Here is a 12,981-nt window from a genome sequence, read left to right as displayed (position 1 = left end):
TTATGTGTTTAAGAAAAATCTTCTTTACAGAATAATATTCATGGGATATAAAACTGAATTGTAACATAACAGAACTGAAAGGTAAAAAAATTCTCATTAAATTGTATAGAAATCTACGCATTTCCCGTGTGATGAAGTAAAATAAAAGAAAAACTTTGTCTCACAGGAGGGCTTATGGGAAGGAAAGAACAAAGAATTAAAAATAAGTTAGAAAAAAATCCAATAAAAGAATGTCTGAGTATTCAAAAAAAGTTTTATCCAAGGCTATTTAATAGATTTAATGAGGTAGCCGATCCACGTGATTCAAGCTATATTGATTATTCAAATCGTGTTATGTTAGGAACAGAGCTCGATGAAGGTCTTCAAAAGAAAAATGATAATTATCTTGAAAGGTGCTATAATCGTGGAACAGCTGAGGAATATACAAGATATCACCGAAGCGTTTTAGAAGCGAAAATATATTTTGGAAATAGTCTTATAGCAAGCATAGCAACTGAACCTATTGAAAATGATGCTGAGTATTCAACAAAAAAACTTAGTGATGAGGAAATAAAACAAGATTGCGAAAGCAAAGCATTTTTACGCCTTTCACAAAAGTTAAAAAAGGCATATCCTAGACTTCCTATTTGTATACTTGCAGATGGACTTTATGTGTCTGAAAAAGTAATTAATAGATGCAAAGAATATAACTGGGACTATATAATTCGTTACAAAGAAGGCTCAGCACCAAGTATAGCACAAGAATATAATGCTAATGCTCAAAAATGCCACTATTTAATGGAACAGATAGCGGATTTTATAAAGCAGCTTTATGAATATTTTTTCTTAAATAAAAATGAAATAAAAAAGAAACAAAAAAATATATCCTCTGATTTGTTAGCTAGCATTTCCAAACAACTAACAACAGAAGATATATCAATAATTGATATGCATACCGCAGCATACAACTAACTTAACTATACCAAAGGAAGTGATGTCTGGCAAGAGTAAATTTAACTAAATAATCCACAAAAATAAAAATTGGTAATCCGAACCATATAATTGTGGATAATTTCATAAAAACATAGCAAAAATGTGAATTAAAATAAAAAAGTTAAATTTACAGAAAAAATGGTCAGATAAAAAAATTTACCTTTCAGGTCTGTCAAGAAATATCTTACATTGACATATTTTATATTAATTGATAAAATAGTGAATAATTAATGATAAAAAATTTAGTGCAACGGTGCATTCTATTTTAGGAAGGCACTGTTTTTTTGTTTTAAATATAAAGGAGGAAAATTATGGAATGTAATAAGTTATTACAGGAGGCAGCTATTTTTGAACAGGAATTGGTGCAAATGCGTAGATATCTTCACTCACATGCAGAGACTGGTTTTGATTTACCAGAAACATTAGCATTTGTGAAGGAAAAGCTTTCTAGTATGGGATATGAGACTAAAGATTGTGGAAAAGCAGGTATTGTTGCCATTGCTGGAGGTAAAAAGCCTGGGAAAGTATTTTTGTTGCGTGCTGATATGGATGCACTTCCTATGAAAGAAGAATCTGGAGAATCGTTTGCTTCAAAAAATGAAAAAATGCATGCTTGTGGTCATGATTTGCATACCTCAATGTTATTAGGTGCAGCTAAGCTCTTAAAAGCACATGAGGATGAAATCTGTGGAACTGTAAAATTAATGTTTCAGCCATCAGAAGAAACATTTGAAGGTTCTAAGAATATGATTGACGCTGGACTTTTAGAAAATCCTAAAGTTGATGCTGCACTTATGATTCATGTTATGGCTAATATCCCTTTTTCACCTGGCACAGTGGTGGTTTCTGATGGTGGCATTAGTGCACCAGCAGCAGATTATTTTACCATTTTAGTAGAAGGAAAAGGCTGTCATGGTTCTATGCCAAATAATGGGGTCGATCCAATTAATGTATCAGCTCACATAATTACAGCACTTCAGGAAATTCAAGCAAGAGAGCTGGCAATTAACGATGAAGCTGTTCTTACCATCGGTTCCATTCATGCAGGAAATGCAGGAAATGTAATTCCACAGACTGCAAAAATGTGTGGTACCATACGTACTTATGATGAAGAGACACGTGAATTTATTAAAGGTCGTATGAAGGAAATTGTGAATGGAATTGCTACAACCTTCCGTGCACAAGTTGAGGTATCTTTTGGAAATGGATGCCCTACTTTAAAAAATGACAACAGCTTATCAGAGTGTACCATAAGGTATATGAGAGAACTTCTTGGCACTTCAAAAGCCTTTACTACAGGACAGTTAAGTGCTATGTCAGGTTCTCAAAAAGTTCAAAAAACAGCTGGTTCCGAAGATTTTGCATATGTTAGTCAGGAAGTTCCATCAATTATGCTTGCATTGGCTGCAGGACAGTCACAAAAGGGTTACTGTTACTCTCAGCATCATCCTAAAGTAAGATTTGATGAGGAAGTTCTTTCAAGTGGAAGTGCTGTATATGCATATAATGCAATGCGTTGGTTAGAAGAACATCAGTAAATTACAAAATAAAAAATACAATGTAGGGGGAATGATTATGACATCCATGAAAGATATTATTTCAAGTCCGTTGTTATTAGCACTTGTAACAATTGGTTTAATTTATATTATAGGATTCTCTTTGGTCTATTTAAAAAAAGCATACAGGCACTGTTTAGAACTGGGAATTAGTAAAGAAGATGTAATGAAGGTAATTAAATCAAGTGTGGTATTTTCCATTGTACCTAGCTTATCAATAGTAGTTGGTTTATTTGCTCTTATTTCTGTATTAGGAACAGTATGGTCTTGGTGGCGTCTTTCTGTTATTGGATCCTTATCCTATGAATCCTTAATTTCAAGTAGTGTTGCTTCTGCTATTGGATTTGAATCAGCTTCAGAAATGTTACAAAATGCTACAGGAGAGCAGTTTGGCGTAATAATGATTTTAATGAGCATTGGTATGTTAAGTGGTTTCTTTATTTTAATTCCTTTTGGAAAGAAATTATCTATGAGTGTTAATAAAACCAAGGATTCAAATACTTGGAAATATGTATTAAGTGGAACATTTATGTTATGTTTGTTTGCTGTATATATTCCTGTTTTATTAATTGGTGATACTATTCAGGCTGCAGTTATGTTAACTGGTCTTGTGGTTGCCGTAGGATTAGGTGCTCTGTCTAAAAAATTGAAAATTGCATGGCTTAGCGAATTCATTATGGCATTTTCCATGATTGCAGGTATGGCTTCATCTATTTTATGGACAGCGCTATTAAAATAAAAACACAAAGGAAGGAGAATATTATTATGAAGAAAAATACACCTATGATTACTGATTCTTTTCAGATGTGGTCACACAAATGGGGACGTATAGGTACAACAATTGCTTTGATTTATATGATAATTTTACCATTTATTGTTTTGGGATATTATGATAGTATTCCAACTTTTGCACAGGTTATTAATGTATCTACCATTAGTATTCTTATGATTTATATTCCAGTAGGTTTTTCTGAGGCCATTAGTTATACACCTATCCTTGGTTCTTCCTCTTATTTAACTTTTATTACCGGAAATATTATGAACTTAAAACTTCCATGTGCTATAAATGCTATGAAGATTACAAAGAAAGAGCAAAATACTCCAGAGGGTGAAGCAATTGCCTCTGTTGCCGTGGCAGTATGCTCAATTATGACAATTATTATTCTTGCCATTGCTGCACTGCTAAGTGCATGGATTAGCCCAGTATTTGAATTACCAGCAGTTAAAACTGCATCTAATTATATTATTCCTGCATTATTTGGTTCCTTGACTCTAGGACTATTTGCTAGCACTAATTCAGGAAGCAAGGTAGTGAAAAAGGGAGTTATGGGTGTTTTGCCAGTTCTAATTATTGTTACTATTCTTTCTTTAGTTGTTAGATTCACTTCAGGAGGTTCTTTATTTGGTATGATTGGTTTCTTGATTTTATTTATGCTTCCTATTGCTATTATTTCTTCACGTATTATGTGGAAAAAGGGCATTATAGAAGTTGTGGATAAAGAAAAAACTGAATAATTTTAATTTGTTAAGTTAAAAAAATCTCCTAATAGAAAAACTGCTGAAATCCTATAGATTTCAGTGGTTTTATTTTTTTGGTACTGAAGATTTTAAAGGAATTATTAGGACAATTTATAGAAAGATAAATGGAATATTTATACAAAAAATGATACAATAATATGGAAAAAATATAAATTTGGAGTAGATGTCATCTAAATTACATATAGGTATTATTAGTGAAAGTGATTTGGAGAAGTGTAGGGGGTATTATGAAGGCATTATTGGTAATAGATATGCAAAATATTTGCGTAGGAGAAAAACATGATAAATTTTTTAAGTATGATAATAGAAAGTTAATTGAATCAGTAAATGAAGCAATAGATAATAACAAGGATAATATTATTATTTACATTAGAAATTTGATGAAAAAGAATTTAATCAGCAAATTTGCACCATTTCAAGCTTATGAGGGAATGGAAGAAGTTGAATTGGTGAAAGGACTTAATGTTGTGTCAGAGTATGTGTTTCTGTAACTGCACTTGGAGCAATTAAAAGGGGATATAAAGTAATTGTTAATACAAAAGCAATTGGAACAACTTTCTATAAGAAAAAGGACAAATATTTTAAGAAGTTAGAAAGATTGGATGCTGATTTTATATAAATTCATTAACACAATATTTATATAGGTTCCAGACATAAACTAAAGGATATTTTATAGTGCAACCTTAGGTTGCGTAGAAGTAAAAAATGCATACAAGGTTTGGTAGATAAAGAAAATGCTATGAAATATAATAATTGTATCATGACCGGCATGAATTTATATTAAGGAGTGTTTTTATGAGTTTTGGGAAAAATATACAATATTTAAGAAAATTAAGAAGTGATATGACACAAGAAAATCTTGCAGAAAAGTTAGGTGTTAGTCGTCAAACCGTATCTAAATGGGAATTAGATCAAGCACAACCTGAAATGGATAAAGCCATTGAATTATGTAAGTTATTTAGCTGTTCTCTTGATAATCTTTTTCGAAATGTATTTAATATGCATGGATATGTGGTAGCTTGGGTTTTACCAGAAGGAATAACACCAGTAGACATTGACATTTTTGAACAAAAGCAGCATAAATATGCAGTAATTCATATTGAAAATCCATTTGAGAATCCCTTTGTCATTATTCCAGGTGCTTATAAAACCTTGATGGATTATATGCGTTTGAATAACCTAGGTCATAATGAAACAGATGTTATTCCATGTTTTGAAACCAATGACGAAAGCATGGATATCTATATTGCTTGTGAATAAAATTCATTACCATGAGATATAGCTGTTTTGTAATACCAGCACTTGAATTTTATCATGGCAAGAGTCCGTTCAATACTATTCTATAGGATGAATTAAAATATGAAAAACTTTCTTTAAATATTTACTAAGGGATATAAACATTAATAAAATAGAAAAATATACAATTAATGTAAAAATAGTAAACAATTAATTAAATGTGGGCGTTTTTTGTAAAATAAAACAAATTTGCATTATAATATAATAATGTAATATAAAAATATATAGTTAAAAAATTTGCATAAACAAAGGGAGAGGATAATGGGGAAAAAATTAAAAATACTTGTTTTAACTGAAACACTAACATGTTTTGCTAGTAGCTTTGTAAGTGCATAAACAATAGCTACAGATACTACAATCGAAATTCTAGAAGCAATAATGGAGAAATAGGAGGATTTTTCAATGGACAAAAAAGCAATGTATAAGTTGAGTTATGGTCTTTTCGTTCTTACTGTAAGAGAAGGTGACAAGGACAATGGCTGTATCATTAACACAGCTATTCAGGCAGCGTCAGCTCCTAATCAGATGAGTATTTGTGTTAATAAGGCAAACTATACTCATGATATGATTATGAGAACAGGTGTATTAACTGTTTCTGTTATTAGTCAGAAGGCTACATTTGATTTGTTCAAGCATTTTGGTTTTCAAACAGGAAGAGAAGTAAACAAATTCGCAGATTTTACAGCATGTAGCAGAGGCGAGAATGGAATTTTCTATGTTACTGAAGGGACAAATGCTTACATTTCTGTAAAGGTTAACAAGACAGAGGATCTTGGCTCCCATACCATGTTTATTGGAGAAATAACTGATATGGAAGTGTTAAGCGAGGATGCATCAGCAACATATGAATACTATATGAATCATATTAAGCCTAAACCACAGGAAGTTGGTAAAACAGAGGACGGGCAGACTATCTGGAGATGTACGATTTGTGGATATGAGTACGTAGGTGAAGAACTTCCGGAGGATTTTATCTGTCCACTTTGTAAGCATCCAGCATCAGATTTTGAGAAAGTAATTAAGAAAATCAAGGAATATAACATGGCAAACAAGTACGCAGGAACAAAAACAGAAAAGAATCTTTGGGAAGCATTTGCAGGTGAATCTCAGGCAAGAAATAAGTACACATATTTTGCATCTGTGGCAAAGAAAGCTGGATATGAGCAAATAGCAGCGTTATTCTTACAGACAGCAGAGAATGAAAAGGAGCATGCAAAACTTTGGTTTAAGGCTCTTGGAGAACTAGGCGATACTGCAGAAAATCTTCTTCATGCTGCAGAAGGAGAGAATGCTGAGTGGACAGATATGTATGAAAGAATGGCAAAGGATGCCGAAGAAGAGGGCTTTACAGAATTAGCAGCACAGTTTAGAGGCGTTGCTGCAATTGAAAAGATGCATGAGGAAAGATATCGTGCACTTCTTAAAAATGTTGAGGCAATGGAAGTATTTATGAAGAGTGGCGTTACAATGTGGGAGTGCCGTAACTGCGGACATGTTGTAGTTGGACTTGAAGCTCCAGAAGAATGTCCTGTATGTCATCATCCACAGGCTTACTTTGAAGTTAGAAAAGAAAATTATTAAACGGAATGATAACGCTCTGGCTTTAAGGCTGGGGCGCTATTTTGGTGAATTTGGAACAGCTTATTATGGACATGATTACTTGGGCTGGAGTAAGGGAAAAATCCCTTGAAGAGAGAAAAATAATTAAGACAGATTTTGGAGAGGATTTGTCATGGGATTATCTCCAGCATGTTAGGAATAAAACTATTTGAAACTATTTGTGTAAAGGAATATACTAAAAGTAGCATATTGCAGAGGCCAATTACATTAATGTTAATAAGAAGGGAAATATTCAGGTTTCTATAGGGGAAGAATAGAGAATAAGAAATAATAGAGAGGGAAGGGGGGAATAACGTGAAAGCAGAAATAATAGAGGATATAAAGCAAGGTTTTGAAACAACATATATAAACGGATCACTTGCTTCAAATCTTGAGTATAAACCAAGCTTTGTATCAAATAATCCAGAAGATGGAAAGAAGGTTATTTCTTTCATTGAAGAAGAATTACTAAGATGTGAGAGATTTCAAATTAGTGTAGCTTTTATAACAATGGGAGGAATCACACCTCTTTTACAAACTTTAAAGGAGCTTGAACGAAAAGGGATACCAGGAGAAATTCTCACAACCAACTATTTGGATTTTAGTGAGCCAAGAGCATTAGCTAAGCTGAATGAGTTGAGTAATATCACTTTAAAAATGTATGATGTTGAAGCTGCAGATAATGGTTTCCATACAAAAGGATACATTTTCATGAAAGAAGAAGTTTATAGAATTATTATTGGCAGTTCAAATATGACAAGTGCGGCTCTTACAAGCAATATAGAGTGGAACACTAAAATTATATCTACCGAACAGGGCGAAGTGGCAAGTGAAATCGTAAAAGAATTCAATGATCTTTGGAATTCTGATTATGCTTTAGATTTCGAAATGTTCTATGAGATTTACAAAGCGCGATATGAGATAATCAAGCATCAGCGAGAAGAAGCAAAAAAGGATGCAATTCCTTCTTTTCAAAAATATACTTTAAAACCTAATTCTATGCAAGAAGAGTTTATAGTTAATCTTCGTAGAATAATTAAAAAGGGTGAAGAAAGAGCTTTATTAATTTCAGCTACAGGAACAGGAAAAACATATGCTTCTGCATTTGCAATGCGTGAATTAGGATTTAAGAGAGTTTTATTCATTGTTCATAGAGCTCAGTTGGCAAAACAGGCAAAGAAATCTTTTGAGAGAGTGTTTAATAACTCTGTTTCAATGGGAATCGTAGGAGATGGAAAACATGAATATGATTGTGACTTTGTATTTGCTATGGTTGAGACTCTAAATAAGGACGAGCATTTATTTAAATATGAGAAAGATGCCTTTGACTGCATTATCTTAGATGAGGCACACCATAGTCCAGCGAATACATATAAGAAAGTGATGGAATATTTTAAACCAAAGTTATTTTTAGGTATGACAGCAACTCCTGATAAGAGAGATGATCATATTGAAGGACAAAATGTTTATGAGCTTTTTCATCATCAAATAGCTCATGAGATTCGTTTGCAAAAAGCAATGGAAGATAATTTACTGTGTCCATTCCATTATTTTGGAATCAGTGATATTGCACTGTTGGATGATAAAGCTTTTAAGGGTAGAACACTTACAGAGAAAGACTTTAATCAGCTTACAAGCGACAATCGCGTGAACCATGTGATTGAACAAGCGCAGTATTATGGATACAGTGGAGATCGAGTAAAAGGGCTTATCTTCTGTAGTAGAAATAAAGAATGTGAGACTTTATCTCAGATGTTTAACGAGCGAGGATATAGAACACTTGCACTTAGTAATGAGACTCCACAGAGACTTCGAGAAACAGCATTTGAAAGATTAGCAATGAAGGAAGAAGATTCAACTGATGAGTTGCAACCTTTAGATTATATTTTCTCTGTTGATATTTTGAATGAAGGTATTGATATTGTTGAAGTGAATCAAGTTATCATGTTGCGCCCCACACAATCTCCAATTGTGTTTATACAGCAGTTAGGAAGAGGATTGCGTAAGGCTGAAGGTAAGGAGTATGTTGTTATACTAGATTTTATTGGAAATTATCACAATAACTTTATGATTCCTGTGGCATTGTCAGGAAATCGTACTTACAATGCGGATGTAATTAGGAAATACGTTATTAGTGGAAATAGTACCATCCCTGGCGCATCTACTATTCATTTTGATGAGATTTCAAAAGAGAAGATTTTTCATGCCATTGATTGCATCAAACCAAGTACATTCAAGGAGTTGATAAAGGATGGATATATTAATCTTAAAAACAGACTTGGAAGACGCCCGATGCTCATGGATTTTTATGAAAATGATGAAATAGATCCCCTTGTAATTACTAGAGAGTACAAAACTTACTATTTATTTGCAGAGCAGATGGAGAAAGCAGATAAATTGTTTAATTTAACAGACCAAGAAAAACTGACTCTCGAGTATTTATCAAAAACAATATTGAGTGGTGTTAGACCAGATGAATTAGAAATATTGAGATTGTTTTTGGAAAAGAATTGTATTACATATTCAGAAGTAATTGATAACTGCAAAAAACGCTATGGTTACCAGATAACAAATCAGAAGATTGATGCTGCTTGTGATGTTCTTAAAGGAAAATTTGTTACTAATAGTGCGGAACGAGAGAAGTTCTGTCACATTGATATATTGGAATCAGATGGGACAAGTTATCTAAAAAGGATTTTGAGCTATGCAGAACGGTTAGCTCATAATGATTTTTATGATCAAGTTCAAGACATTGTAGCTGTTGGTTTAGCTAGATATAAGGATAAATATTCAAGAACATATAGACAGGAATGTCCATTTGTTCTTTATGAAAAATATTCAAGACGAGATGTAAGTTTGCTTATGGATGCAGGTAAAGATTTATCTTCAACAATGTATGGAATGTCTCGGTTAGGTGATGATGTATTTATCTTTGTTACATATCACAAAGAAGAAAATACAGATGAAGAAAAACAATATGTTGAGGGCAAGCCAGATTATGCAGATGAATTTGTAGACAACGTTATTTTTAGATGGGATTCTCAGATTGATAAGAAACTTGATGGTGCGTATATGGACAAGGTTTTGAATGCACCTAGAAAACATCTTTTTGTTCAGAAAACAGATGTAGAAAATAATTTCTTCTATATGGGAGAGTTCGATATTGTGGATGCGTATGAGGATCAAAAGAAAAATAATAAAGGCATTTTAAAACCAATTTGTAAGTTGAAATTTAGAATGCATACTGCAGTAAGAGAAGATTTGCTTAAATATTTGCAGAGTGGAAAAACAGTGGAGAGAAAGTAATATGAAAATAGTAAGAGTAGTTGCAACGGTAATAAAGGCTGTTAACGATAGAGGAGAACCGATAATTTTTGCAACTCAGCGCGGGTATGGTGAATTCAAAGGAGGCTGGGAATTTCCTGGCGGAAAAATAGAAGATGGTGAAACACCACAGGAAGCATTAAAACGTGAAATAATCAGAACTGAAAGGTAAAAAAATTCTCATTAAATTGTATAGAAATCTACGCATTTCCCGTGTGATGAAGTAAAATAAAAGAAAAACTTTGTCTCACAGGAGGGCTTATGGGAAGGAAATAAAACAAGATTGCGAAAGCAAAGCATTTTTACGCCTTTCACAAAAGTTAAAAAAGGCATATCCTAGACTTCCTATTTGTATACTTGCAGATGGACTTTATGTGTCTGAAAAAGTAATTAATAGATGCAAAGAATATAACTGGGACTATATAATTCGTTACAAAGAAGGCTCAGCACCAAGTATAGCACAAGAATATAATGCTAATGCTCAAAAATGCCACTATTTGATGGAACAGATAGCTGATTTTATAAAGCAGCTTTATGAATATTTTTTCTTAAATAAAAATGAGATAAAAAAGAAACAAAAAAATATATCCTCTGATTTGTTAGCCAGTATTTGCAAACAACTAACAGCAGAAGATATATCAATAATTGATATGCATACCGTAGCATACAACTAACTTAACTATACCAAAGGAAGTGATGTCTGGCAAGAGTAAATTTAACTAAATAATCCACAAAAATAGAAATTGGTAATCTAAACCATACAATTGTGGATAATTTCATATAAAAAAAGTAAGACTGTGGATTAATATAGAAAAGTTAAATTTACAGAAAAAAATGGTCAGATAAAAAAATTTACCTTTCAGGTCTGTAATCATATGGTTCTGGTGGAAAGGATGTGTTTTTTATGGTATAGTGTAGTATGTGAGGTACGAAAGTACCTTGCATACGAAATGCCTATTTAATGTATTTCATATTCTATTTTGTAGGCAACAGAAAATTTGAAGTTTCTTAAGTAAATTACAACTCTACGGAGCGTAGAAACCGCTAAAACTCACCATATTCTACGTTACGTGGGTGTAAATAAACAGTGGAAATTTATACAATGAATCCAGAAAGGAGGACACGAACCTATGGACCAAATTAAGATAGGGAAATTTATTGCTGAAGAAAGAAAAGCAAAAAAATATACTCAACGGGAATTGGCAGATAAGCTTAGTATCAGCGATAAAACAATCTCAAAATGGGAAAGGGGTAATGGTTTCCCAGAAGTATCATTGTTACTTCCACTTTGCAATGAACTAGAAATTACAGTAAATGAACTTCTATCTGGTGAAAGATTGCAAGAGATGGATTATAAAAAGAAAGCGGAGGAAAATATGGTGAATTTAGTGAAAGAAGCTCAAGAGAGTAAAAAGAAGATTATAATGTCTGCAATGGTTAGTGTTTTGGTAATTGTTGCAGCAGTACCTTTATTTGTTGTTGCGGGAATGTTTGAAATGCAGGTATGGACTAGAGTGCTATTGATGGGGATAGGATTTGTAGTAATGGTAATGGGAATCGCTATTGCATGTGTATTAGACAGAGAAGCAGGAGCCTTTGAATGTCCTGAATGCAAGGAGCGATTTGTTCCTGATATGAAATCCTATGTTATGGGACCTCATACAATTACCAAAAGAAAGTTAACTTGTCCAAAATGTGGATGTACAAAATATTGCAAACATGTTTTAACCAGATAAGGTGAAAATTTCAGTCTTCCGGTGAGATTGAAAGCGCGCATGAATTGGAATTTTATTAAGGAGATACCGTATGATTTTTCATTATGCAGGAAAGTATGACGGAGATGAAAGTAAACTTCCCCAAAAAGAACATCACCCTCATGCAGTACAATTTAAGGAATTAGAAGATACAAAAAAATTGTCATTGATTGCAAATATTGGGGGTGTGTTAACAATGGTTTTACTGGCAATTCCATTCTTGTTACTTGGAATAAAATATATTCCTGATAATGCAATATGGATGATGATAGGTGGCGTTTGTGGTGGATTGTCTTTATTGCCACATGAATTGTTACATGCGATATGTTATAAAGAAGATGTTTATATGTATAATGACTTGGCGCATGGTTTGATGTTCGTGGTAGGAACAGAAGACATGAGTAAAGGACATTTTATTTTTATGTGCTTGTGTCCTAATCTTATACTTGGAATTATACCATATATTGTATTTTTGATATTTCCACATTTCGTAGGATTAGGCTTGTTTGGAATTATTTGCATTGGAATGGGATTTGGAGATTATATAAATGTTTACAACGCAATAAAGCAAATGCCCCCAAATTCTAAAACATATTTGTGTGGAATGCATTCTTATTGGTATTTGTAAGAATGCGAAACTTTCAGTTTGTAGGTTTGTTGATAGACAGGAAACATCTTGTTTTGTATGTGTTAGTAGTATCTGAAAATATACTTAAAAAAAATAAAGATTATTTACATAAGCCATTTGGACTAACCCTCCAGATGGCTATTTTTTTACCCTTTTTTGGGTAATGGATGTAGAAAGAAGGTGAGAAAATTGAAAATCAAAAGTAAGCGTCAAAAATTTCACGTATTTTAACTATAAATATCTGATGATAAAATAAACTCAGATAGTAAAAATGCTTACTGTCTGAGTTACAATTTAATATTTATTTTGAAGA

The 12,981-nt window shown here is 32.7% G+C and carries 12 protein-coding genes and 1 pseudogene; all 13 read left to right on the top strand.

The genetic code is table 11. From position 1 onward, the window contains the following. The first annotated feature begins 174 nt into the window (after window positions 1-174). The 13 genes and pseudogenes from ACTNAO_RS06555 to ACTNAO_RS06495 all read left to right on the top strand — a co-directional run bounded on the left by ACTNAO_RS06555 (window position 175) and on the right by ACTNAO_RS06495 (window position 12,668). The gene (locus ACTNAO_RS06555) at window positions 175-951 is read left to right on the top strand and encodes a hypothetical protein (protein WP_441048058.1); all 777 of its coding nucleotides are present in this window, start codon (window positions 175-177) and stop codon (window positions 949-951) included. A gap of 332 nt (window positions 952-1,283) precedes the next feature. Next, a complete protein-coding gene (locus ACTNAO_RS06550; protein ID WP_441029333.1) occupies window positions 1,284-2,510 on the top strand; it encodes a M20 metallopeptidase family protein in 1,227 nt (408 codons plus the stop codon). 37 nt (window positions 2,511-2,547) lie between these two features. Next, window positions 2,548-3,267, top strand: a complete 720-nt coding sequence (locus ACTNAO_RS06545; protein ID WP_441029331.1) for a DUF5058 family protein — start codon at window positions 2,548-2,550, stop codon at window positions 3,265-3,267. A gap of 26 nt (window positions 3,268-3,293) precedes the next feature. Then, window positions 3,294-4,043, top strand: a complete 750-nt coding sequence (locus tag ACTNAO_RS06540) for a hypothetical protein (protein ID WP_441029329.1) — start codon at window positions 3,294-3,296, stop codon at window positions 4,041-4,043. 251 nt (window positions 4,044-4,294) lie between these two features. Beyond that, window positions 4,295-4,558 (top strand): hypothetical protein, encoded by a 264-nt coding sequence (locus ACTNAO_RS06535; RefSeq protein ID WP_441029327.1) that lies wholly within the window; start codon window positions 4,295-4,297, stop codon window positions 4,556-4,558. Window positions 4,559-4,862: 304 nt separating this feature from the next. Further along, window positions 4,863-5,327 carry a helix-turn-helix transcriptional regulator gene (locus ACTNAO_RS06530; protein WP_441029325.1) on the top strand — a complete coding sequence of 155 codons (465 nt, stop codon included), beginning with the start codon at window positions 4,863-4,865 and terminating at the stop codon, window positions 5,325-5,327. 438 nt (window positions 5,328-5,765) lie between these two features. Further along, a complete protein-coding gene (gene rbr / locus ACTNAO_RS06525; protein ID WP_441029323.1) occupies window positions 5,766-6,944 on the top strand; it encodes a rubrerythrin in 1,179 nt (392 codons plus the stop codon). A 41-nt stretch (window positions 6,945-6,985) separates the two neighbouring features. After that, window positions 6,986-7,135: a hypothetical protein gene (locus ACTNAO_RS06520; RefSeq protein WP_441029322.1), complete on the top strand. Its 150-nt coding sequence runs from the start codon at window positions 6,986-6,988 to the stop codon at window positions 7,133-7,135. A gap of 142 nt (window positions 7,136-7,277) precedes the next feature. Further along, a complete protein-coding gene (locus ACTNAO_RS06515; RefSeq protein WP_441029321.1) occupies window positions 7,278-10,268 on the top strand; it encodes a DEAD/DEAH box helicase in 2,991 nt (996 codons plus the stop codon). Window position 10,269: 1 nt separating this feature from the next. Further along, a pseudogene (locus ACTNAO_RS06510) lies at window positions 10,270-10,440 on the top strand (NUDIX domain-containing protein); the annotation flags it as partial. An 88-nt stretch (window positions 10,441-10,528) separates the two neighbouring features. Next, window positions 10,529-10,960, top strand: a complete 432-nt coding sequence (locus tag ACTNAO_RS06505; RefSeq protein ID WP_441029320.1) for a hypothetical protein — start codon at window positions 10,529-10,531, stop codon at window positions 10,958-10,960. Between the two features lie 456 nt (window positions 10,961-11,416). Next, the gene (locus ACTNAO_RS06500; RefSeq protein ID WP_441029319.1) at window positions 11,417-12,022 is read left to right on the top strand and encodes a helix-turn-helix domain-containing protein; all 606 of its coding nucleotides are present in this window, start codon (window positions 11,417-11,419) and stop codon (window positions 12,020-12,022) included. A 70-nt stretch (window positions 12,023-12,092) separates the two neighbouring features. Beyond that, window positions 12,093-12,668: a DUF3267 domain-containing protein gene (locus ACTNAO_RS06495; RefSeq protein ID WP_441029318.1), complete on the top strand. Its 576-nt coding sequence runs from the start codon at window positions 12,093-12,095 to the stop codon at window positions 12,666-12,668. Window positions 12,669-12,981: the final 313 nt, after the last annotated feature.

It is taken from the genome of Clostridium sp. HCP1S3_C6, from assembly GCF_052066735.1.
GTDB lineage: Bacteria > Bacillota > Clostridia > Clostridiales > Clostridiaceae > Clostridium.
Note: the sequence above shows the minus strand (reverse complement) of the source record. Positions and strands in the feature narration are given on the sequence as shown.